The sequence below is a fragment of the Shewanella algicola genome (genome assembly GCF_014648035.1).
GTDB classification, from domain to species: domain Bacteria; phylum Pseudomonadota; class Gammaproteobacteria; order Enterobacterales; family Shewanellaceae; genus Shewanella; species Shewanella algicola.
Genome location: NZ_BMQI01000007.1, coordinates 22697 through 44364, shown reverse-complemented (window position 1 = coordinate 44364; position 21668 = coordinate 22697). Strand labels below are relative to the sequence as shown.

Here is a 21668-nt window from a genome sequence, read left to right as displayed (position 1 = left end):
TGAACCGCATCAACATAATAAAAAATGCCTGTTAGCAATAACAGGCATTTTTGTATTTGGCGCTATACATTAATGGGTTTTAAACTGACCAATTTGACTGCGTAGCTGCTGTGACAACTCATCAACTTGGACACTGGCGCTGTAAGATTGCTGCGCATTGGTTGCTGTTAAACCAGCCTCATCACTGATATTAACAATATTGCGATTAATCTCATCTGTTACTGCTGTTTGTTCTTCTGCTGCGGTGGCAATTTGAGTCGCCATATTGGCAATCGTCGCTACAGAATGGGTAATGCTCGATAACGCCTCGCCAGCAAGGGCTGCTTGTTCGGTACTGTTTAACGCTTGTTGACGACTTGAATCCATCACCGACACGGCATCTTTCACACCTGCTTGTAATTGTGAAATCATTTGTTGAATTTGATTAGTTGAATCTTGTGTACGTTTTGATAGCGTACGCACTTCATCAGCCACAACCGCAAAACCACGGCCATGCTCACCGGCGCGGGCAGCTTCAATAGCCGCATTAAGAGCCAGTAAGTTAGTTTGATCAGAAATACTGCGAATCACTTCTAAAATACTGCCGATGTTATCGGTATCTTTTTCTAATTGATGCAACGCACTGGCTGCTTGCTCTACCCCATTTGCCAATTGCTCTATCGAGGTAATCGTCTGTTGAACAACCTTATCACCTTGCCCAGCTTGGGTATCGGAGTCTTTTGCTGCTTGTGCAGCCAACTCTGCATTGTTAGCGACTTCAATGACCGTTGCTTGCATTTGATTCATCGCAGTAGCGACTTGTTCAGTTTCGCTTTGTAGACGCTGCATACCTGATAACGTCTCATTGCTGCTTGATGTTAACTGCGCACTGGCCGTACCTAATTGTTGGCTATTGTCATTAAAGTCGGTAATTAAATCGTGAATTTGCTTTACAAACACATTAAAACTACTCGCCACTTTAGCGATTTCAGTGTCGCCGCTGTCATCAAGTTTGACCGTTAAATCTTTAGCACCCGATGCAACATTGCGCATCGATTCATCCAATTTCCTCAATGGATTAATAATTGCGCGATATAACCCAAACAAAATCATGGCAAGAAATACGCCCAAAGTAAGGTTGCCCCAAAACTGCACCCGCGCCGCAGTCTCATTCGCTGACAAAGTCTGTTTTACTGCAGTGTTATAATGTTGATCAATTTGATTAGCCAGTTTGTCTAAATCATCAGCAAGATCTGATGAGACCTCATCAAAGCCGCCAGAACCTTTCATCAAGTGATTGCCCGCCTCTGTGCCCTGAATTAAATAAGCATCGGCCATATTTATCCCAGATTTATACACATCGTTGACTTTACGTTTAATACCTTGGGCTTGCTGATAAAACTCAGGGGCAGCATCAATGAGTATATCAAGCTGGGCCAGTGCACCATTTAGGCTTTCAAGCGCTTCAGCTTTTGCTTCATCACTTTTGGTGGCACCGACATCGGTTAAAAATTGTTGAATTTGTACCACGTAATATCGCGTATCTTTGAGTGCAAAAATAGCATCGACTTGAGCTTCTTCGTTAACGACACGCTTATGAATTTGTGACTGCTGAGAACTGCCTATCCAAGCAAGAGTAATCATTGCGGATAAAGCAAGTGCGCTGGTTATTTGAAGCATTCTTTTGATTGATAAATCAAACATTATTGAGGAACCTTAAATGTGCATCCCAAATTATCTTATAGGATATAGCCGGGCGATAAGACTGTCATTAACGGCACACAAGTAATCAGATCTAGGTCGATATTCGTCATTAATATGTGTGTGGGCACAGCCTAAAGTGTCACAAACTTATAATCCCTCACAAATTTATAACTTCATCATACTTTAGCCTGACTTACATAGGAATGACATTGGTATCTTTTTTTTATTTTTTGAGCCTCGTTCAAAAGAGTATTAAATAAGTGCTTTAGCATCCGAACAAAAAGCAAGATAATCGCAAAAAGTAGATCCTAACTTATCGAAACCTCATCATTTATGCCTTAGTCACTATCTCAGGTTTACGCCTCTCAAGCCTGTATTTTTTTGCATTTAATCGTTGTTTTCTGGCCTGAATTAGCATTAGATGTAAGTAGGTTGTATTTGAAGGAAGAAATGAAAGAATGAAAAATATTATATGTGATATTGATGGTGTGTTACTGCACGACAACAAGTTAATTCCTGGTAGTGATAAATTTATTCACCGCGTACTAGAGCAAGGCAACCCGCTGGTTATCCTCACTAATTATCCTGTACAAACCGGTAAAGACTTACAAAACCGTCTGGGTGCGGCGGGCATTAATGTGCCCGAAACCTGCTTTTATACTTCGGCAATGGCAACAGCTGATTTTCTTAAACACCAAACCGGTACTAAAGCCTTTGTGATTGGGGAAGGTGCTCTCACCCATGAGTTATACAACGCAGGCTTTACCATAACCGACATTAACCCAGATTTTGTGATTGTGGGCGAAACACGTTCATACAACTGGGACATGATCCATAAAGCATCTCGTTTTGTGGCTGGCGGCGCGCGTTTTATTGCTACCAACCCAGACACCCATGGTCCGGCTTATAGCCCAGCTTGTGGTGCATTGTGTGCCGCCATTGAGCGGATAACCGGCAAAATGCCATTTTATGTGGGTAAACCCAGCTCATGGATTATTCGCTCGGCGCTGAATCATATTCAAGGGCATTCTGAAAACACCATTATTATTGGTGACAATATGCGCACCGATATTTTGGCGGGTTTCCAAGCCGGTCTCGAAACCATTTTGGTTACCAGTGGCGTGAGCCAAATGGGAGATATTGAAAAAGAACCATTCAGACCGAACCATGTGTTTGCCTGTGCAGGCGACATTGACGTGGTGTAAGCTCGTTTAGCGTAAACATTTCATTTACATTAGGTAACATATTTTCAAGCCAGTGCCCTTGTCATCGCGCGCTGGCTTGATCCATTATGCTGATCCGAAAATATAAAAACGATAATCAGGATAGAGCATGAAACGATGGTTTCCTTTTTGCGCTATTGCGCTGCTCAGTGCATGTAATGGTGACGATGCCAGCACAATAACACCCATTGCTCAGGTCGCACCCATTTCAGTCAGTTTCGACGAGCAACGCTTTAGATCTGATATTAAAACCTTGTCATCAGACAAGTTTGAAGGCCGTGCACCGACTACCCTCGGTGAAAAACTCACACTCGATTACCTATCTGCCGCATTTAAAGATATGGGCCTATCAGGCGCCGTCAACGGCAGCTATTTACAACCTGTGCCTATGGTGAGTTATACCGCCAGCGAACAACAGCAAGTCAGTTTAGCAGGCATTGATTTACAGTATCGCCAAGATGTGGTGCTTGGCAGTCGGCACGATAACAATCAAGTCAGTATAAAAAATGCACCACTGGTTTTCGTGGGTTATGGCATCAATGCCCCTGAATATAATTGGAACGATTACCAAGACCTCGACATGAAAGGCAAAATTGCTGTCATATTGGTTAACGACCCCGGTTTTGCACATCCTGATGAACAAAAGTTCAATGGCAAAGCCATGACCTATTATGGCCGCTGGAGCTATAAATTTGAAGAAGCCAGCCGACAAGGAGCGCTGGGCGCCATCATTATTCATGACACTAAGCCAGCCTCTTACCCTTGGTCAGTGGTTGAAAACAGCTGGACTGGCCCTCAACAAGATTTAGTGCTCGCCAAAGCCCAACAAGATGCTCGGGTACAAGTCGAAGGTTGGATAACATTAGACGCTGCTAACCGTTTATTTGATAAAGCCGGCTTGTCACTCAGCGCGTTAATGGACCGGGCTGCCGACAGTGCATTAAACGTTGAATTAGCGCAAACCGCCTCGATTAAATTTGCTAATAAAGCTGACTACGCCAACAGTTACAACGTCGTAGCGACTTTAGCTGGCAGTAGCCAGGTTGATGAACACATTGTGTTTACCGCCCATTGGGATCATATCGGTAAAGATGACAGCAAAGCAGGTGATCAAATCTATAATGGCGCATTAGATAACGCTTCTGGCACCGCGGGTATTTTAGAAATAGCCCGTCAATTTGCTAAGCAAGCAAAAGCAGGCCAAGGCCTTAAACGCTCGCTGACCTTTATTGCCACCACAGGTGAAGAGCAAGGCCTACTCGGCTCACGCTACTACGCTGCAAACCCAATTTATCCCATCGATAAAACGGTTGCAGTGTTTAACCTCGACAGTACCAATGTGTATGGCAAAACCAAAGATTACACCATTGTCGGCAAAGGCCAGTCTGAGTTAGAAGTGTATTTAGATAAGGCTGCGGCAAGTCAAAACCGGGTCACCACTGGCGAAAGCAATCCTGCATCGGGCGGATTTTTTCGCTCAGATCACTTCAGCTTTGCCAAATTAGGTGTACCTGCGGTATTTGCTGGGGGTGGCGCTGAACCGCTCGATGAAACCACCGCGCAATACAAAGCTGCCATGAGCAATACCATGAAAGGCTGTTATCACAATGTATGCGATCATTATCGAGCTGAATGGGACCTATCGGGTGCACTGCAAGATTTAGCGGTTTATTACCAAGCAGCACAAACGCTTGGCAATAATCAACATTGGCCAGGGTATTATGCCGACTCAGAGTTTCACTCATTACGGCCAGCCAAATAACTTATTCCTTCCTACCCAAGGATTTGCCCATCAACTCGTTGATGGGCTTTTTTTATGGTGTTTTATGCACAATTGTTGTGCATTGCATCGGTGCATAATCAGCCCACTTTAACATCGACATCTCCAGCAAAACGGTGATCACAGCCAATTTGCTCAAATAAACGGCAAACGCACTCGTTCAGTGCAACTATGCATTTAATTAAAATGAATTGTTAAATCGTAAAAATCTTGACGATATAAGCAATATAATTGTCAATTCATCAATAAAAAGTGCACTTCTTTAGGTAAACATCATTTAAAGGCAGCGATAATAAAGATTAAATCATTAAAAAGACCATATTTATGACGTTATCTCAAAAAACTAACTTGGCAGTTAACGAAAATGCTGGCAAAGTAGCAAACAGATAAAGATTAGCCAACGCTGCTGGAGCCGTATTATGTGTTCAATATTCTCAATTTTAGATATCAAAACAGATGCAAGCCAACTACGCCAAGTTGCCTTGGAAATGTCAAAATTATTACGTCACCGCGGACCAGATTGGTCTGGCATTTATGCAGACGACAAAGCAATTTTAGCGCATGAACGTCTAGCCATTGTTGACGTAGACCACGGCGCACAACCTCTTATTAGCCAAGACGGCAACATAGTATTAGCGGTAAACGGTGAGATCTATAACCACAAACAGCTTAAAGCCCAGTTAGGTGACAAATACCAGTATCAAACTAACTCAGACTGTGAAGTCATCCTGTCTCTTTACCAAGAATACGGTTGCGACTTTTTAGACAAGCTTAACGGCATCTTTGCTTTTGTACTGTACGACAAAGCCAAAGGCACTTACTTAGTTGGCCGAGATCATATTGGTATTATTCCGCTTTACACTGGCTTTGATGCATCGGGTAATTTTTACGTGGCTTCAGAAATGAAAGCACTGATGCCAGTGTGTAAAACCGTAGAAGAGTTTTTACCGGGTCAGTACCTATATTCAGCCGACGGCAAACCAACCCACTATTACCAACGTGACTGGAAAGACTTTGACGCAGTTAAAGATAACCCTGCCAGTGTTGATGAATTACGTGAAGCATTAGAAGCCGCGGTAAAACGTCAGTTAATGTCAGATGTGCCTTACGGTGTGCTTTTATCAGGTGGTTTAGACTCATCTGTGATTTCTGCAATCACTCAAACTTATGCCAAGCACCGTATTGAAAACGATGGCGAAACGGGTGCATGGTGGCCGCAACTTCACTCATTTGCGGTAGGTTTAGCAGAGTCTCCTGACTTGGTTGCGGCGCAAAAAGTGGCGGATGCCATTGGCACCATTCACCACCCTATTATCTATACGTTCCAAGAAGGTCTAGATGCCATTAAAGAAGTGATTTATCACTTAGAAACATACGATGTCACCACTATTCGTGCTGCCACGCCAATGTACTTAATGGCACGAAAAATCAAAGCTATGGGCATTAAAATGGTATTATCTGGCGAAGGTGCAGATGAATTGTTTGGCGGTTACTTATACTTCCATAAAGCGCCTAACGCACAAGCGTTCCATGAAGAATTAGTGCGTAAATTAGACAAGCTACACTTATTTGACTGCTTACGTGCTAACAAAGCCATGGCAGCCTGGGGACTTGAAGCCCGCGTACCCTTTTTAGATAAAGAATTTATCGACGTGGCCATGCGGTTAAACCCAGAAGCTAAAATGTCTAAAGACGGTCGTATTGAGAAGCACATTTTACGTGAAGCATTTGAGCACAAATTACCAAAAGAAGTGGTATGGCGTCAAAAAGAACAGTTTAGTGATGGTGTGGGCTACTCTTGGATTGATGGCTTAAAAGAACATGCTGCGGCTAATGTGGATGACGTACAATTTGCTAACGCTAAATTCCGTTTCCCATACAACACGCCAGAGTCGAAAGAAGCCTACTTCTATCGCAGCTTCTTTGAAGAGTTCTTCCCACTAACCAGTGCGGCAGAAACCGTACCAGGCGGCAAAACAGTCGCTTGCTCTACACCAGAAGCACTATTATGGGACGCCAGCTTGCAAGGCATTAACGACCCATCGGGCCGTGCAGTGAAAAACGTTCACGCTAGCGCCTATTAATCGCAAGTCGCATAACAAACACCACCTTAATCGGTGGTGTTTTTGTATAACTTAGTCAAATTTGGTTTTCGGTAAAGGTAAAACATGGCAGACATCAGTATTTTTAATCTCGAAATGACTAACCCAAACCAACTGCAAGCTAAGCAACAGGCAAACGGTTTGAGCTTGGTTAAGGTCAATATTAAGCAATACCAATTTAATCGATTTCTGTATCAGTTTGTGGGCGCAGCATGGGAATGGACTGATAAGCTGACGTGGACAGACAGCCAATGGCAAGCCTATAGCGAAGCCGATAACCTGCATTTGTATGTTGCGTACGTGGATGGTTCGCCAGCGGGTTATTTTGAATTACAGCAACAAAACGATGGCAATGTCGAAATCATGTACTTTGGTTTAGCAGGGCGCTTTATTGGTCAAGGATTTGGCGGCTATTTACTCACTAAAGCCATTGAGCATGCTTGGGCACTACCTGATACCCAAAGAGTGTGGGTGCATACCTGTTCTTTAGATCACCCAAGTGCATTGCAAAACTATCAAGCGCGTGGTTTTACCTTATTTAGAACGGATATAGAGCCTCAAACGACATAACAATATTAAGACCAATACCGTTAACGATTTTGACTTGCGATTGCGCGCTGTTGCAAAATCGCGATTAGCGCGCTTTTTTGTTGATCGTTCATCGAATGCCACGCCAAGATCTCATCTAATGAGCGATGACAACCTAAGCACACATCGTTACTGTCTAAGCAGCAATGCCTAACACAAGGGGGGTCAATTGTTGGTTTATTCTGACCATACCGCATATTCATTACCATTTACGTCCGTGAAATGAAAACGTCTACCACCAGGAAAACTAAAAATATCACGGCTAATCAAACCACCCGCTTGGGTAATTGCGGTTTGTGTTGCCATTAAATCCTGGCTGTACAATACAATCAATGGGCTACCTGTTGCTAACGTAAACTGGCTAGGCGACTGGTAAAAACCGCCGTCAATGCCCACCTGTAAAAAACAGCTGTATTGCGGACCGTAGTCCTGAAATTGCCACCCAAACACCTTGTTAAAAAAGGTTTTAGTAGCCAGCACATCTTTTACTGGTATTTCGAGATAATTAATACTGTTGTGCTGGCTCATATTGACCTCTGTTAAATTGAATTAAACACTGTATCTGCTGTGTGCAGAGGCTTTTGCGAGTAACTTATTGCGCCATTGACTTATAGCGCCATCGACTCATTGCACCAACGCAGCAATCGCGCCAATAATGCCACCAAACACGCCGCCCCATACCACTAACCAGCCTAGGTGCTTTTTAATCATATCTTGCACAATCTGCTTCACTAATTCTGGGGTTAACTCGTTTAAGCGTTGCTCAACAATATTCGCGACCTTAGCTTGCATATCGGCCATGACACTCGGTTGCTCAAGTTCATTCACTAAAATAGCGTTAAATTGATCACTTTGCGCGAGTTCTACCAAAGATTGTTTCATTTTCTCAATAAAAGGTTCTTTTAATGGGATAAGCGCTTCAGTGCCGCCAAACATTGCCAGCATGCCACCAAATGACGACTTTTCAATAGTATCAACCAGTGCATCAAATGAAGGCGCTAAATCAATTTTTTCAATTACTGGCGTTAAATCAATATTACTGGCACTGCTACTCGTTAAAAAACGATCGATATTTTCTTGAGTAAAAAATTGCTGCATCATTAAATGCTGAATACCGGCCTTAAACTCTTCAAAACGCGACGGCACCACTCCTGAGCCATATAAACCGGGCACCTTTTCAAACAACATATGAATGGCCAACCAGTTAGTGATTGCACCCGATAATGCAAATAAACCAATGGTGAATACGATTTGCTGTTCTAAGCCGTAACCGACCAATACAAAAATGGCGGCTATTAAATTTGTCGCGACGCTCTTGTTCAATCTCTGTTCCTTAACATTATCTCGTCCCTGTTATCGGCTCACATCTCGAATGTTACACCCATATAGAGGACACAAAAAAACCTCGGCTATTTTATCAGAAAATAGAACCGAGGTTTATACCTAGTTGTCAATGCCAGTCAATAAATTGCGCGAGTCTTAAGCGGTACATTGTTCATTTACAACCTGTTGCTCATAGTGGTTAATCAATAATACCCCAGTGCTTTGAGCCAGTTGTTCTGCTTTTTGATACATTAACTCCTCAACATCAGCTTGTTGATATTCAGGCACAACGTAAACATCTTCGAGGTACCAAACAGGCGATAATAATAAAGAAGAAAATGAAGGATAAAGTTGGGTAAAACCCACCATAGTGTCATCTTTGATACAGACAAAAATCATGCTGTCGTTTTCAACTAAACGATGATTTAAAAAGGCATGACAAGCTGAATAATCAGCAGGCTGGTTAAGTTGTTGGCGATACAAATCAAAAAGTTGACTCAGTGGCGCTAGATCAGTGCTCGAAGCGAGACGAATTTGCATTAATCATCCTTGAAAGTAGTCATAACAGCAGTCGAGCTTGCTGTAGATTAAGTTAACGAGCGGAATATTGGTCACATACCAATAAACTATTACATCGATTAGATGTATTCGCAAACAGATAACTGCCATTGCGGTTAAAATAAAACCTATTAATAACATAAGCTTAAATTTTATATTTAACAATCTAGCATCATTGAAGAACAAAGTAAATTAATCTGTTTGTGTTATAAAATAATCCTCGTATTTCATTTTATTTGTTACTATAGACCATTGTGACCCTGCATTGATCAAGATAATTTCCTATGACATCCTTTTTTACCCAAGTTCGCACTCGCTATAAACGTCGTCCAGCCTACCAAAAATGGCTATTTTGGCTTGTCAGCTTGTATTTACTGTTTTGCGCCATTTTAGGCGGTTTAATACCTGCGATAGCAAAGCAACAATTACCACAACAGTTAGGTGATATACTCGGGCGTCAGGTCATTGTGCAAGACATCCGCATTAATCCCTTTACCACTGAGCTCACAGTGACCGGTTTTGCAATTAATGAGCAAAACGATGACGCACAATTTGTCAGCTTTGATCGTTTATACGCAAATTTACAAGTGTGGCAGTCATTGCGATTAATGGGGCTAGTGTTAGAGGATGTCGTATTAGAACAGCCTAAAATTCGTGTTGCTCGTCGTCAAGATAACCAACAGCAGGATGTCTTTAACTTCAGTGACATCATAGAACGTATTGCCAGTGACAGTAGTGAGCAACAAGCAGAGCAGCAACCGCAAACTGCAGAAATGTTATCAATGCGCATGGTAAATATTCAGCTTATTCGAGGTACTTTCACCTTAGATGACCAAGTGACCGACACGCTAATTAGCTATCCTAATATTCAATTTAAACTCAGCCAATTTGATAGCATCCTAGCCGCCATTGATGATAAGCAAAACTTGGTCAATCAATTTAACATCGCCATTGAAGATCAGTACCAAGGCGGGTTAAACCTGCAAGGTCAACTGCAATTATCGCCCTTAATGCTACAAGGCGACATCAATTTAGCTAACATTGACTTATCACGCTATTGGTCGTTTATCGACAAGCTATTTGCGATTAATTTAGCCCAAGGGCAATTAAGCGTTAATGGACATTATAACATCGCCCTACAAAATGCCGCTCTCGCGCCAATAAGCGACATTAATATCAGCCGGGCCCGCATCATCATTGAAAATTTTAAAGCCGTTCATCAACAAGATGAAAAAATATCGATTGGTGTGTTGGCAATAAATAACATCAATGTTGATACCCCAAAACAGCAAGTGACTATTGATGAGTTTTACACCGAAAAGGGTAAAATTATTCTTAATGTTACCCCAGCAGGCGCTGATTTAGCAGCCTTATTACTCCCTAAAAACACTGAGTTAGCTCCTAAAAACACTGAACTAGTCAGCAGCGATGACAACACCGCTGCGCCAACATCAGCACCAAACACACTTGAAAACGTCAATAGTGTAGATAACGTCAATACTGCAGCCCAAACACAGCTAACGCAACCGGCCTCGCAACAACAGCCATGGTTAGTCACCCTAAATAAATTTAAACTCGACCAATATCAAGTAACCTTAGGCGAAGGGATTGCCAGCGATAACATTATCATCTGGCAACTTGGTCCAATTAATGTCAGTACAGGTAAAGTGGTGTCAGATTTTTCAAGCCCGATTGATTACCAATTTTCAACTGGCATTAACGAGCAAAGCCAATTAAGTTCAAACGGACAAATTGATGTATTAGCCCAAAGCATTAATGCCGACATCGACTTTAATAATATGCTGTTAACTCGCTTACAGCCTTACATCGCGCCTTATATAAATGTCACCGTTAAAGATGGTGTATTTTCTACAAAAGGCACCTTAATTGCAGATGCTAACGACAGCTTAATTTACCAAGGCCAAGCCCAAATAGCCCAGCTCGACATTAAAGACAATGTGCTCAAACAGCCGTTATTGAACTGGGAAACCATGGACATAAACCAGCTGTCATATGACCGTAAACAAGCCAAAATTGATATTGATGAGATTAACTTTGACAGCCTGTTTAGTCGCTTGATCATTTCAGCAGACCGAAGCACGAATATCAGTCAGTTAATTCATGACAATACCCCGGCCACTGACACACCCGAGGCTGAAGTATCAGAGCCGCAAACGGTCAGTGCCGCAACGCAAAAATCTCCAGAGGCTAATGTCGACAGCGCAGAAATGCAGATCAACATTAATCGAATTAGCTTTAAAGACAGCTCTGCCTTTTTTGCAGATAATTCACTGACACCCAATTTTGCTTCTGGCATTGAGTTACTCAATGGTGATATCACCAATTTATCTTCAAACCCACAAACCACAGCATCAGTAGATTTAGCCGGTAAAATTGATAAATATGCCCCTGTTACGTTAAAAGGCGATGTTAACCCGCTGCTAGAGCAACCGTATCTAGACTTAAATCTCAACTTTAAAAAAGTCGAACTGACCTCGGTTAACCCCTATTCAGGCACCTATGCAGGTTATTACATCGACAAAGGTCAACTGTCATTAGATTTAAACTACCAATTAAAAAACAGCGCGCTGGTTGGCAACAACCACCTTGTGATTGACCAACTAAAACTGGGTAAACGCAGTAATAGCGAAGAAGCCACAAGCTTGCCGGTCAGCCTTGCGGTAGCATTATTGCAAGACCGTCATGGTGTTATCGACTTAGGCGTTGATGTGGAAGGCGACATTGACTCACCAAGCTTTAGCTTTGGCAGCATTATTGTTAATGCGCTGGGTAACGTCATCACCAAAGTCGTGACCTCACCGTTTTCATTTATTGCCGGCCTTGTAGGCAGTGAAGAAGCCATCGATAAAGTCAGTTTTGATCATGGTGTCAGTACCATTGAACATCAACAACAATTAACCTTAGACAAACTCGCTAGCGCCTTGATTGAAAGACCATTACTCAATCTCAACATTAAAGGCAGTGTTGATATTGCTAACGACCAACCCGCCCTAGCAGAGCGTAAACTTCACAAAAAACTCGCCAAAACAGCGGCTATAAAACCTCGCACCCTGCCCAAGCATTTGTCAGCCAGTCAATTCCCAGCATCAGGGGCCTTAACCGATGCGCTTTACGTATTGTTTGAACAAGAGTTAGGCCAATTACCTAACGACATCAAACAAACCATAGTGACAGAAGCGCCAGAGCTTAGCCCTGAAGAATTGACCACCCGCTGGCATATTAGCTTATACAACATGTTGAAAAACAATCAACAAGTGAGTGCCGACGACCTAGGTTTGCTCGCTCAAGCACGTGCTCGCGCCGTAAAAGCGTATTTAGTAGAACAAGGCCAAATCGATGCAGGTAAAATATTTGTGCTTGAAAGCCGAATAAACACCAATCAAAATGCAGCAATGGCCATGTTAGAGTTACAAGCAAAATAGTTAAGCCCTGTTATCGAAAGCTAACTTCGAGTAGACTGCGGCTAATTTTTTTATTGGCCTGTTACCCAAAATGTAACGGGCTTACCCTGATAATAATTAAGGATAGATATGTTTATTGTTCGCTGGATTTTAGGTCGAATTATTTTGTTATTAAATTTTGTATTTGCGCCTAAAAAACGTCAACGCCCACCAGAGCAACAAGATGTTATCGACCAACAAACGCAATCATTAGCGTTGTATCAATATGCCGCATGCCCATTTTGTGTAAAAGTGCGCCGTGAAATGCGTCGTCAAAACCTAAACATTAACCTTGTTGACGCAAAACAAGAATCAAATAAAGCCTTGTTAACTGCCGAAGGTGGTAAGTTACAAGTCCCCTGTTTACGCATTGAACAAGACGGTCAAACTCAATGGTTATACGAATCAAAAGCCATTACCAGCTACCTAAATGAACGCTTTGTCTAGCATCTTGTTGGGCTCTAACTAAGCCGTAGCCATTGCGGCTTAACATTGTAAATAAGATCTTTAAATAAATTTACCCGAGTGCGGACTATCTTCACCAAGGTTGCTTAAGGTATGATTTATTGGATTATTTTGGCTTTAGGGGATATCAGTGTTTAAAACTTGTTTCGTTATTTGTAGTGCGGTGTTGTTGAGTGCGTGTAGTTCAAGCCCACCGGATCCGATGGACTTTGCCGGCCAATTTCGTGATACCTTTAGCACTCAAATAAAAGGCGATGGGATTAAGCTCTTTACTTATAAAGCAAAATTAGCGACAGCAACCGACCGTGCCCTGCCCAATGACCAACCTCATGATCAGCGTGTAACGCGTCGTAAACAAGACTTGCAAAGCTATCTCGCTGAACAACGTAATGCTGAAAAACGCCTCGAACTTTGGCATCAACAAGTTGATTTAGGGTTACAAAAAACCATTGAAATGAGCGGTTACTGCAAAGACGGTTTTATTGAATTGAGCCGCTACGTTGAAACGAATCGCGCTGAAATACGTGGCGAATGTAACGACGGTGCTACCGAAAAAGACATTAAAAAGTTCGGCCGATAGCATTAGCGCTGTTTTATCGCCATTGATACCATTAATGTGTCAGCCAAACTCTTTTTGATAAACTGCTGTATACTCCCCAGCAATTACGCTAAAATTAGCCTCCAATTTTCTCGTGAAGCCGCCGACGGCAGTTAGACCAGTGTCTTCACGTTTTGATAAGCCATTTATCTTCTGAAATGATATGAATAGTTTGTCGTTTACACAGTAAGAAGTCAGATGAATAGAAAGCAAGAGATGATCAAAAAGTTGGCCAAGCGTGCTAAGGCGCGTAAAAACAAAGTCGTGCCATCGAACCCAAGCAGCAAACCTGTTGAGCGTTATATTTCTAAAGCTGAGCGTGAAAAAATTGCGTTAGCTGCAGCGGCTGAGCAAGCGGCTGCCAATAACGACACCGACACACCTGCTGAAGCCGTTGTTGATACACCCGAAACGGCAGACAAAGAATAAATAACTCGCCCTTTATTGCGCGCGACTAAAAAGCCCCTATGACGTTAATCGTCATAGGGGCTTTTTGATTTCATTCACTTTACACTCATTACTCTTTGTTTGCCTTAGCATCTTGTTGGGCTAATTGCTTACACAAAGGTTCCTCATCCAACTGGCCCATTTGGGTTCGACCCGAGGTCGGTAATGGCGCAGCGACCATATCAATATTCATCGCATCATCTTCTAATAGCTTTTTGTTGGCATCGACTGACACAATACTTTGATGGCTGATTTTATCAACCAGGCGATACGCACATAGCATACCGACAACACCAAAAATAACCGCACCAATTACTTGCCCAATGAGAACCCCGTAAACACCACCCCACTGTGCACCAAAATACACAAATGGGATTGTGCCCACGGTTGCCTTGCCAACATTAAACAAGGTTGAATACTTGGCCTTACCTAAATTATTAAACGAGGCATTGGCGATAAATAAAATCCCCGAAAAAATAAAGAACACTGCAATATATTGGCAGAAAAACAATATCAATTCGGCGGCATCACCCTTCATGTCAAAGCTGCTTACAATCACATCTCTTAGCAAAAAGAGTATTAACGACATGCCTAATACATACACCACACAAAATTGAATCGCCTTGGTTAGACTTAAGCGCACACGATCAAATTCATTTGCGCCAAAATTTTGCCCCACAATGGGTCCAACAGCACCCGATAAGGCAAAAATCATCCCAAAGCTGACCGGAATAAGTCGGCCTAACACCGCCCATCCGGCCACATAACTGTCGCCGAAGTCTGCAATGGCTCGTGTGACTACTGCATTGCCAATGGGAGTGGCTACATTGGTTAACATCGCAGGTGCCGCAATTGAAAATATCACGCCTAAATCTTGTTTAAACTCTCCCCAGGAAAATCGGCCCATTAACTTGTGTTTAACCACCACGCCACGGGCAGAAATAATAAACACAGCAATACGTGCCAATACAGACGCCGCGGCAGCGCCTTCAATCCCCATCGACAACGAAAAAATAAAGATAGGGTCAAGCACCGCATTCACGCCGCCACCAGCCAGTGTCGACATCATCGACAATTTAGCATCACCTACCGCACGCAGTGCACCGCCTAACGCCATGGCCAAGCAAATAAACGGGAGTGAAGGCACCAAGATGGTTAAGTAGCTTTCAGCCAGTTCCGCGGTGCGCCCTGTTGCCCCAACAAGTGCTAATAATTCTGGAATAAAAATGTACACCACAATGGCCACCAGCACGCTGGTTAACAAGGTCACTATTGCACTGTTTAAAAACAAACGCTGGGCAAGTTTAATATTTTTCGCGCCCACCGCCTTAGACACCAAAGCACCTAGTGCAATAGATAAACCGATACCAATAGAAGTGGTAAAAAATGAAATGGTGCTGGCATAGCCTGCCGCTGCAGCAAGTTCTACTTCACCAAGTAAACTTAAAAAGAAAATATCAAGTAAATCAACAACGAATAATGCTGAAATACCAACCGCTGCGGTAGAACTCATCACTAATATGTGACGTAAAATAGGCCCTTCGACAAATTTTGCTGTGGTCATGCTTATCCTTTAATAGAAATCACCAGCAAACATGTCTGGATGATAAAGAGCTGGGTAATAAAAAATTAGAGTTTTTCTAACTCACTGCCACAATGATTACAATATTCAGCGTCGTTATCATGGCCTTTTTTGCCACAATTACTGCATTTACGTAAATCACGAGTTCTCACCATCTCATGAGAAATCTCAGCAGTTAAAATTCCCGTGGGTATGGCAATAATCGAATAACCAATTAACATGGTTAATGCCGCAATCCCCTGGCCTAACGGCGTTTGTGGGGTTATGTCGCCATAGCCGACGGTGGTGATCGTCACTACAGTCCAATACATAGACTTAGGGATAGACGTAAACCCGTTATTTGGCCCTTCAACCACATACATGATCACACTAAGTACCATGATAATTAGGCTGACCGAAAAGAAAAACATAAATACTTTTCGGCTAGACTGCATCATCGCTTTTAATAGCAAATTGCCATCGCTTAAGTAACGTAATAGCTTTAATACTCTAAATACCCGGAACAAGCGCAGTACTCGCAGTGCTAACGCAAGGTTAGCACCCGGAAATATTAACCCTAAATAACTGGGTAAAATCGACACTAAATCAACTACGCCAAAAAAACTACGGGCATAATGTAACCGATTAAGCGAACAGTATAATCGCAATATGTACTCAACGGTAAACAATACCGTAAAGCTCCATTCAGCGATACTAATTAACTGTCCGTATTGCTCATTTATATGCTCAATAGTGTCAATAAAGATCAACAGCACACTCAACACAATGCATATCATCAAAATAATATCGAAACGTTTACCTTGCGGTGTTTCAGTACCAAAAATGACACTTCGTAGTTGTTGTTTAAGCGGGTTATCCGCTTTTTCTTCAGTATTCATTTTAGATTTCGCTATATTAGGCAATCTTTTAGGTGAACTTGCAAAAATCTTGCAAATAAACTCGGTTAACTAATATCAATTAACCTTTGATGTCGTTAAAATCTAACATTGACTGTCGAGTTTTAACATTCGAAATAAGTCATTTTACAATAAAAATTAAAATGTTCATTGGTTTACGGAGATTTCATGCGCGCGCTGCCTATATTTTTTATCCTTGTTTTGTGTTGTCCACTGTGGGCAAATGCTTCATCGTCGCAATCGTTACACGCTAAAATCGATTTAGTCGTAGTCAATAAATCAGAGTCTCGCTTGTCCGTATTACGCGAAGGTAAAGTGGTTAAGAGCTACCTCATTGCCATGGGTGATGTACCGCAAGGGCACAAACTTAAAGAAGGCGATCAGCGCACCCCACAGGGCCGCTACACCTTAGACTATAAAAAGTCAGACAGTGCATTTTATAAATCGATTCATATTTCATACCCTAACGAAGAAGACAAATTACGCGCTGATGCACTCGGCATCCCTGCCGGTGGCATGATTATGATCCACGGTGAAAACCCGCGCTCGCCATTACCGCCAGAAGAAGCCCAAAAATACAACTGGACCAATGGCTGTATTGCGGTCACTAACAAAGAAATGGACGAGCTTTGGCAAATGATTGATGCCGGCACTCCTATTGAGATTTGGCCATAAGCAACAGCATTGCCATTGGCACAGCCGTTGAAATAGATTTTAGTTAATTTTGAGTAAGCACATGAATTACCAACAGTTACAACACACTTGGGCAGAATTTAGCCAACGCATTACTGCATTTGTTGCCCAATTAGGCCTAGACGGCTTATCTTTACAGGCCGATCACGCCGCATTGCGGGTCAATAACAACCAGACAGCGCAGTTACTTGCTGATGAATTTAGCCAACATGGTGAGGTCATATCGAATAACATGATAAATGGCAGGCCCATTTTAATCATTAAGCTTACTGAGCCGTTAGTGATCGGCTCTATGCAAATCGCCTGTGTTGAGCTGCCTTTTCCATCGGATAAAACTTATCCGGTAGAAGGATGGGAACATATTGAGTTGGTGTTTCCATCACAAGCGCAAACCTGTGAAGCGCTTGTTGCTGAGCTAATTGAACACACACCACAATTGGCCAGCATCATTGATAATGCTCAAGCTGGGGTTGGAAAGATTAAGGTGAAACAGAGCTCACCAAAAGGTGATAACGAACGCTTAACCAACCCAACCATCGCATTTAAAGCCAATGGCATTTGCGTAAAAGTGCATCCCCATGATATTCAAACTATTATCGCCAGCGAACAGTAAGTTAAGCTGCTTGATGGCAGTTTTATTATACCAATCGGCATACTTAACGTATTTAATTTAACCTATTCAACGTTTATTTTTACGTTTAATTAGAAATCGTAGCGCAAGGTAGTGCAATAGGGGCAGCGCGGTATACGCGAGTAATATTGAATCAAAAAAGAATATCCATTTTACGATTAGCCACTTCTCTGTTCCGCTGCACAAGCTGTGAGCTAAAAATTCAATACACTCATCTTGTGGCGTCATCAACATCATAATGGCAATAACAAAAATACCCACGAACATGGATGAGCGTTTAGCCATTTCAACGATAAGCGCTTTACTTGGTTTTACTTTAATCAACATTGAGCTTCACTCAATCAATGAGTCGTGTCATAAACAGGCTATTAGGATCAGCCTGATAGTCTGCAAATGGGCCGCAATAATCAAAACCATGACGTTGATACAAACGTCTTGCGGGGGCAAAAAAGTCCATCGAGCCAGTTTCTAAACTCAATTGCTGATAACCTCGACGTTTCGCCTCATTGAGCAGATGTAATAACAAGGCTGTCGCCACGCCCTGGTTTCTCGACGCTGCAGATGTTCGCATTGACTTAATTTCGCCATGGGTTTCATTGAGCTGTTTTATCGCCACACAACCTAATACCTCGCCTTGAAGCTTCGCGCACCAAAACGTCATACTCGGATGAGTTAGCGCATCGATATCTAACGCATGGACACTTTCGGCCGGCGAAGTTGCGTACATGTCTGCTAAATGCGCTTGTAATAATTCAATGACACCTGCATCTTGTAAGTCATCCTCAACGATATTCATCAACAAAAAACTCCTTTTACATTGAGGTGTAGTGTTAAGCGTTAGTCATTCACTAAACGAGTGCTTATCATTTACACTGAATTTCAGCTTTTAACCAAGGGTGATCAATAGACGTCCCTCCGCCTAAAAAATCCCACCATCGATTTTAGCTTTATTTTCATCGACGACATCATAGCCATTTGGACAGAGTTCAACGGCTCGCGTTTTCCAAAACAAATTAAGCATTTCAATTGAGGTTGTGCCATTACCATAATATTCTACAAGGTAATGATTTTCACCCAACAATTTGTCTTTATATCCACCAGGCCAGGTGTAAGCTTGATAACCTGTTGCACAACCACTTAGCAATATAACCCTGTCATTAATCCCAAAAACTTCATATATCTTCATCCCTCGCGCGACGTAAAAGCTTATGAAAAACACAGGATAAGTTAACTGATTATTTTACTGTCAGCTATCAATTAAATACTTGGTTTTGACATTAAGACTTACTTTTATATTTAACCAATAACCACCTGATTTTCTTTGTCTAAACCTTTACTCACCACAGCGCGACTTTCGAGCCTCAGTAAGCCGAGTAAAAATAGCGTTCCCATCATCACCACGCTGGCCGAAACATATAAACCAATATCATAATTGCCAAAAAACTCGGCTAAATAACCCGTCGGAACAGGCGCAATAATTTGCGCTGCGCCATAGGATAAAGTCATGGTGCCCATAAATTTGGCGGGGTTACTGGGATAAAACTTACCCGCCATGGTTAACACTAAGCTGACACAGGCGATAAAAGTGCCGCCAAAACATAACGCACTGACAATCACCACGGTTAAGCTGTCGTTCATCACAGGCAGAATAATCCCCACGGCTTGCAAACAATAAGCGGCTAATAACGCTTTTACATAACCGGTTTTGCGGGCAATTCTATCCCACACAAATGCGGCAGGGGTGGCAGCAATACCAATTAACAAAAATGCTAAACTGCCCTGGCCTTGTAATCCCTCTGTGCGCTCGACAATATCGACAATAAAGGTTGAGCTAACCACATAGCCATAACCGGCACAAAAATAGGCTAGCATCATCAGCAACTTAAATTCGCGGCTGGGTGGATTATCGTTAGCAACCTCTCCTTGCTGCTCACCCGCTGTTGGATGCGGCATCCACAACCACGCTGGAATAGAAACCACAACGGCTAACAGCGCTAGGGCCAGCCATTGTTGCTGCCAATCAGCCGACAGCCCAAGCATCAGCTCAAACAATAATGAAGTGATAATAATGCTCAAGCCTGCACCCGCAAAATGGATCCCTAATTCGGCGCGATGATTGTGTCTTACCAGCCACTTTAAGATAAGACCAGAAGCAATGATAAATCCGCCAGAGGCACAAACACCGGCAAAAAAGCGTAATACCGCCCACGTGACGATATTAGTCGTCACCACCATGGCGGCAGAAGTCAGCACACTCAATAGTAAATAAACACGGTGTAAATTATATTTGTAATGCAGATTATGCATGCTCGCCGCCACAAACACGCCAAACATATAACCCATAAAATTAGTGGTCGCCAACCAACCACCACCAGACTCAGTTAAACCAGCACTGTCCTGCATTATCGGTAATAACAAACTATAGGAAAATCGTGCCACTCCAACGGTGACGATTAAACTGCAAATACCTGCAAAATAAACACGAAAAGCGGTCAATTCCTTTAACATTATCTTGCGCCAAATCGAAAAATGATTCACAAACAATACGTCAACCTGCTAATGTTAAAAATTGAATTATTTTGAACCAAAATTTCTTATATTGAGAACTATATGGAAATGTTAATACTCAAAACGTTTAAAGCCGTGGTCGATGAACAAGGCATTAAAGGCGCGGCAGATAAACTCAATACTGTACAGTCTAATATCACTAACCGGATTAAGAAGCTCGAAGCAGAGCTCGACACCAAACTGTTTACACTGATGGGCAGAAAGCTGCAGTTAACCCCAAACGGACAACAGTTATACGATTACGCTGGGCAAATATTGTTATTACAACATCAAGCTATTTCAGCTATTTCCCGTAACAAAGACACTTACGAGTTACGTGTCGGTATGCCCGAAACATTTGCTGCCGTACACATGCCATTAGCGCTTAAACAACTCAAGCTGAACCATGCTGAAATTCGCACCAAAATTCATACCGATACCAGTGAAAGACTCGTATTTTCAGTGCTTAACAATAAGGTTGATTGCGCCGCAATAGGCAATGCCCCAGAACATGAAAACTTGGTTGTGATCCCAATCGTTAAAGAAGAATTGATCATGGTGACGCCGCGAGACAGTGAATATGACCCGGTATTATTGGTGAGAGATGAAGGCTGTGGTTACCGACAACATGCCATGCTATGGCGCCAAAAAGCAGGTCGAAGCAATGATGAACTCATGATAATGACTAGTGCAGATGGCGTGTTAGGCTGCATTGCTGCAGGTTTAGGTTATACCATTATTGGTAAGAATATGGTGGCCGGTAGTCGCTATGAAAAATCATTGGTGATGACACCTGTTAGCCATGGCCCTAAGCATGTTCAGTTGTCGATTGTTTATCGTAAAGGCAGCCCATTAGAGTCTGGTATTTTAACCTTAGCCACCTTGCTGACAAAATAACTTAACCATATTGTCCGCACAGAAGCAGAAGCCCAAAATATGTCAATATGACTATATCACTGTCATTTACACATCTGCAATCAGTGTCTATATGACACTACTCATTATAATCAAAAAGCATAAACATCTGATAAATAACAATTTAAAATATTGGCACGACACCTGCAATAACATCGTTAACATATAAGAATTTT

At 42.4% G+C, this 21668-nt stretch carries 22 protein-coding genes; 11 read left to right on the top strand and 11 right to left on the bottom strand.

Going from position 1 to position 21668, the window contains the following annotated elements:
• Positions 1-69: 69 nt before the first annotated feature.
• Positions 70-1683, bottom strand: coding sequence for a methyl-accepting chemotaxis protein (locus IEY42_RS04635; RefSeq protein WP_188924170.1), 1614 nt, complete (start codon positions 1681-1683; stop codon positions 70-72).
• Between the two features lie 458 nt (positions 1684-2141).
• Between IEY42_RS04635 and IEY42_RS04630 the strand changes: the two genes are divergently transcribed.
• The 4 genes from IEY42_RS04630 (at position 2142) to IEY42_RS04615 (ending at position 7358) form a co-directional block, all read left to right on the top strand.
• Complete coding sequence (locus IEY42_RS04630; RefSeq protein ID WP_188916575.1) at positions 2142-2888, top strand: HAD-IIA family hydrolase; 747 nt, start codon at positions 2142-2144, stop codon at positions 2886-2888.
• A 127-nt stretch (positions 2889-3015) separates the two neighbouring features.
• A complete protein-coding gene (locus IEY42_RS04625; RefSeq protein WP_188924169.1) occupies positions 3016-4668 on the top strand; it encodes a M28 family metallopeptidase in 1653 nt (550 codons plus the stop codon).
• A gap of 437 nt (positions 4669-5105) precedes the next feature.
• Positions 5106-6770, top strand: coding sequence for an asparagine synthase B (gene asnB / locus IEY42_RS04620; protein WP_188924168.1), 1665 nt, complete (start codon positions 5106-5108; stop codon positions 6768-6770).
• Between the two features lie 84 nt (positions 6771-6854).
• Entirely contained in the window at positions 6855-7358 is a 504-nt protein-coding gene (locus IEY42_RS04615; RefSeq protein WP_188924167.1) for a GNAT family N-acetyltransferase, read from the top strand.
• A gap of 20 nt (positions 7359-7378) precedes the next feature.
• Here IEY42_RS04615 and IEY42_RS04610 read toward each other — a convergent pair whose 3' ends face one another.
• The 4 genes from IEY42_RS04610 to IEY42_RS04595 form a co-directional block, all read right to left on the bottom strand.
• A complete protein-coding gene (locus tag IEY42_RS04610) occupies positions 7379-7579 on the bottom strand; it encodes a DUF1289 domain-containing protein (RefSeq protein ID WP_188924166.1) in 201 nt (66 codons plus the stop codon).
• The gene (locus IEY42_RS04605; RefSeq protein ID WP_188924165.1) at positions 7554-7904 is read right to left on the bottom strand and encodes a VOC family protein; all 351 of its coding nucleotides are present in this window, start codon (positions 7902-7904) and stop codon (positions 7554-7556) included. The genes IEY42_RS04610 and IEY42_RS04605 overlap by 26 nt, the downstream gene beginning before the upstream one ends.
• A 96-nt stretch (positions 7905-8000) precedes the next feature.
• Positions 8001-8699: a DUF445 domain-containing protein gene (locus IEY42_RS04600; RefSeq protein ID WP_188924164.1), complete on the bottom strand. Its 699-nt coding sequence runs from the start codon at positions 8697-8699 to the stop codon at positions 8001-8003.
• Positions 8700-8855: 156 nt separating this feature from the next.
• Complete coding sequence (locus IEY42_RS04595) at positions 8856-9239, bottom strand: GNAT family N-acetyltransferase (protein WP_188916582.1); 384 nt, start codon at positions 9237-9239, stop codon at positions 8856-8858.
• A 302-nt stretch (positions 9240-9541) separates the two neighbouring features.
• Between IEY42_RS04595 and IEY42_RS04590 the strand changes: the two genes are divergently transcribed.
• The 4 genes from IEY42_RS04590 (at position 9542) to IEY42_RS04575 (ending at position 14210) form a co-directional block, all read left to right on the top strand.
• Complete coding sequence (locus IEY42_RS04590) at positions 9542-12700, top strand: DUF748 domain-containing protein (protein WP_188924163.1); 3159 nt, start codon at positions 9542-9544, stop codon at positions 12698-12700.
• A gap of 108 nt (positions 12701-12808) precedes the next feature.
• Positions 12809-13165 carry a glutaredoxin family protein gene (locus IEY42_RS04585; protein ID WP_188924162.1) on the top strand — a complete coding sequence of 119 codons (357 nt, stop codon included), beginning with the start codon at positions 12809-12811 and terminating at the stop codon, positions 13163-13165.
• Between the two features lie 148 nt (positions 13166-13313).
• Entirely contained in the window at positions 13314-13763 is a 450-nt protein-coding gene (locus IEY42_RS04580) for a hypothetical protein (RefSeq protein ID WP_229779918.1), read from the top strand.
• Positions 13764-13979: 216 nt separating this feature from the next.
• Positions 13980-14210, top strand: coding sequence for a DUF2986 domain-containing protein (locus tag IEY42_RS04575; RefSeq protein ID WP_188916585.1), 231 nt, complete (start codon positions 13980-13982; stop codon positions 14208-14210).
• Between the two features lie 88 nt (positions 14211-14298).
• Here the strand turns inward: IEY42_RS04575 and IEY42_RS04570 are convergent, their stop codons facing one another.
• Positions 14299-15792, bottom strand: a complete 1494-nt coding sequence (locus tag IEY42_RS04570) for an MATE family efflux transporter (RefSeq protein WP_188924161.1) — start codon at positions 15790-15792, stop codon at positions 14299-14301.
• Positions 15793-15857: 65 nt separating this feature from the next.
• A complete protein-coding gene (locus IEY42_RS04565; protein WP_188924160.1) occupies positions 15858-16688 on the bottom strand; it encodes an ion transporter in 831 nt (276 codons plus the stop codon).
• A 186-nt stretch (positions 16689-16874) separates the two neighbouring features.
• Here IEY42_RS04565 and IEY42_RS04560 point away from each other — a divergent pair, with 186 nt between their 5' ends.
• Together IEY42_RS04560 and IEY42_RS04555 are read left to right on the top strand one after the other, a co-directional pair.
• On the top strand, positions 16875-17381 hold the full coding sequence (locus IEY42_RS04560) for a L,D-transpeptidase family protein (protein ID WP_188924159.1): 507 nt from the start codon (positions 16875-16877) through the stop codon (positions 17379-17381).
• A gap of 61 nt (positions 17382-17442) precedes the next feature.
• Complete coding sequence (locus tag IEY42_RS04555; RefSeq protein WP_188924158.1) at positions 17443-18012, top strand: VOC family protein; 570 nt, start codon at positions 17443-17445, stop codon at positions 18010-18012.
• A gap of 66 nt (positions 18013-18078) precedes the next feature.
• Here the strand turns inward: IEY42_RS04555 and IEY42_RS04550 are convergent, their stop codons facing one another.
• The 4 genes from IEY42_RS04550 to IEY42_RS04535 all read right to left on the bottom strand — a co-directional run bounded on the left by IEY42_RS04550 (position 18079) and on the right by IEY42_RS04535 (position 20538).
• Positions 18079-18357 (bottom strand): hypothetical protein, encoded by a 279-nt coding sequence (locus IEY42_RS04550; protein WP_188924157.1) that lies wholly within the window; start codon positions 18355-18357, stop codon positions 18079-18081.
• A gap of 10 nt (positions 18358-18367) precedes the next feature.
• Positions 18368-18826, bottom strand: a complete 459-nt coding sequence (locus tag IEY42_RS04545) for a GNAT family N-acetyltransferase (RefSeq protein ID WP_188924156.1) — start codon at positions 18824-18826, stop codon at positions 18368-18370.
• A gap of 123 nt (positions 18827-18949) precedes the next feature.
• Positions 18950-19216: a hypothetical protein gene (locus IEY42_RS04540; RefSeq protein ID WP_188924155.1), complete on the bottom strand. Its 267-nt coding sequence runs from the start codon at positions 19214-19216 to the stop codon at positions 18950-18952.
• 110 nt (positions 19217-19326) lie between these two features.
• Complete coding sequence (locus IEY42_RS04535; RefSeq protein WP_188924154.1) at positions 19327-20538, bottom strand: YbfB/YjiJ family MFS transporter; 1212 nt, start codon at positions 20536-20538, stop codon at positions 19327-19329.
• Positions 20539-20640: 102 nt separating this feature from the next.
• Between IEY42_RS04535 and IEY42_RS04530 the strand changes: the two genes are divergently transcribed.
• Positions 20641-21474: a LysR family transcriptional regulator gene (locus IEY42_RS04530; protein WP_188924153.1), complete on the top strand. Its 834-nt coding sequence runs from the start codon at positions 20641-20643 to the stop codon at positions 21472-21474.
• Positions 21475-21668 lie beyond the last annotated feature (194 nt).

Bases quoted from the DNA above. Each gene is read 5' to 3' on its own strand.
- IEY42_RS04550 (WP_188924157.1), bottom strand. From the start codon at position 18,357: ATGTTGATTAAAGTAAAACCAAGTAAAGCGCTTATCGTTGAAATGGCT.
- IEY42_RS04570 (WP_188924161.1), bottom strand. From the start codon at position 15,792: ATGACCACAGCAAAATTTGTCGAAGGGCCTATTTTACGTCACATATTA.
- IEY42_RS04540 (WP_188924155.1), bottom strand. From the start codon at position 19,216: ATGAAGATATATGAAGTTTTTGGGATTAATGACAGGGTTATATTGCTA.
- IEY42_RS04635 (WP_188924170.1), bottom strand. From the start codon at position 1,683: ATGTTTGATTTATCAATCAAAAGAATGCTTCAAATAACCAGCGCACTT.
- IEY42_RS04555 (WP_188924158.1), top strand. From the start codon at position 17,443: ATGAATTACCAACAGTTACAACACACTTGGGCAGAATTTAGCCAACGC.
- IEY42_RS04560 (WP_188924159.1), top strand. From the start codon at position 16,875: ATGCGCGCGCTGCCTATATTTTTTATCCTTGTTTTGTGTTGTCCACTG.
- IEY42_RS04590 (WP_188924163.1), top strand. From the start codon at position 9,542: ATGACATCCTTTTTTACCCAAGTTCGCACTCGCTATAAACGTCGTCCA.
- IEY42_RS04545 (WP_188924156.1), bottom strand. From the start codon at position 18,826: ATGAATATCGTTGAGGATGACTTACAAGATGCAGGTGTCATTGAATTA.
- IEY42_RS04565 (WP_188924160.1), bottom strand. From the start codon at position 16,688: ATGAATACTGAAGAAAAAGCGGATAACCCGCTTAAACAACAACTACGA.
- IEY42_RS04575 (WP_188916585.1), top strand. From the start codon at position 13,980: ATGAATAGAAAGCAAGAGATGATCAAAAAGTTGGCCAAGCGTGCTAAG.
- IEY42_RS04595 (WP_188916582.1), bottom strand. From the start codon at position 9,239: ATGCAAATTCGTCTCGCTTCGAGCACTGATCTAGCGCCACTGAGTCAA.
- IEY42_RS04535 (WP_188924154.1), bottom strand. From the start codon at position 20,538: ATGTTAAAGGAATTGACCGCTTTTCGTGTTTATTTTGCAGGTATTTGC.
- IEY42_RS04625 (WP_188924169.1), top strand. From the start codon at position 3,016: ATGAAACGATGGTTTCCTTTTTGCGCTATTGCGCTGCTCAGTGCATGT.
- IEY42_RS04615 (WP_188924167.1), top strand. From the start codon at position 6,855: ATGGCAGACATCAGTATTTTTAATCTCGAAATGACTAACCCAAACCAA.
- IEY42_RS04610 (WP_188924166.1), bottom strand. From the start codon at position 7,579: ATGAATATGCGGTATGGTCAGAATAAACCAACAATTGACCCCCCTTGT.
- IEY42_RS04585 (WP_188924162.1), top strand. From the start codon at position 12,809: ATGTTTATTGTTCGCTGGATTTTAGGTCGAATTATTTTGTTATTAAAT.
- IEY42_RS04605 (WP_188924165.1), bottom strand. From the start codon at position 7,904: ATGAGCCAGCACAACAGTATTAATTATCTCGAAATACCAGTAAAAGAT.
- IEY42_RS04530 (WP_188924153.1), top strand. From the start codon at position 20,641: ATGGAAATGTTAATACTCAAAACGTTTAAAGCCGTGGTCGATGAACAA.
- asnB (WP_188924168.1), top strand. From the start codon at position 5,106: ATGTGTTCAATATTCTCAATTTTAGATATCAAAACAGATGCAAGCCAA.
- IEY42_RS04630 (WP_188916575.1), top strand. From the start codon at position 2,142: ATGAAAAATATTATATGTGATATTGATGGTGTGTTACTGCACGACAAC.